The sequence below is a fragment of the Colwellia marinimaniae genome (assembly GCF_002207865.1).
Taxonomy (GTDB): Bacteria; Pseudomonadota; Gammaproteobacteria; order Enterobacterales; family Alteromonadaceae; genus Colwellia; species Colwellia marinimaniae.
This window is the reverse complement of the sequence record NZ_BDQM01000418.1, coordinates 1-249: the sequence shown is the minus strand read 5'-3', so window position 1 is coordinate 249 and position 249 is coordinate 1. Positions and strand designations below refer to the sequence as shown.

Genomic DNA, 249 nt, shown 5'->3' with positions numbered 1-249 from the left:
GGATTGAGCCTCTTTAAAGCTCTTGGCCATGAAGGAGACAAAGAGTTGCAGGCTGGCGGCCATCATGGCGATGGGGAGTCCAACTAATAGCATAAGCAAGATGAAGTCTGTGCTTATGTTGACCGTAAATCCAAGCTCATGCCAGGGGACATAGGCATAGGATATTTTGGAGATGATCAGGGTTAACAGCAGACCCAACATGGCGAACACAGTAACGGCAAACACCTTGGCGAGCACTATGCTACGGGT

Annotated in this window: 1 pseudogene; it reads right to left on the bottom strand. The window is 49.4% G+C overall.

Features of this window, described 5'->3' with window-relative positions:
* A pseudogene (locus MTCD1_RS19890) lies at positions 1 to 249 on the bottom strand (ABC transporter permease); the annotation flags it as partial.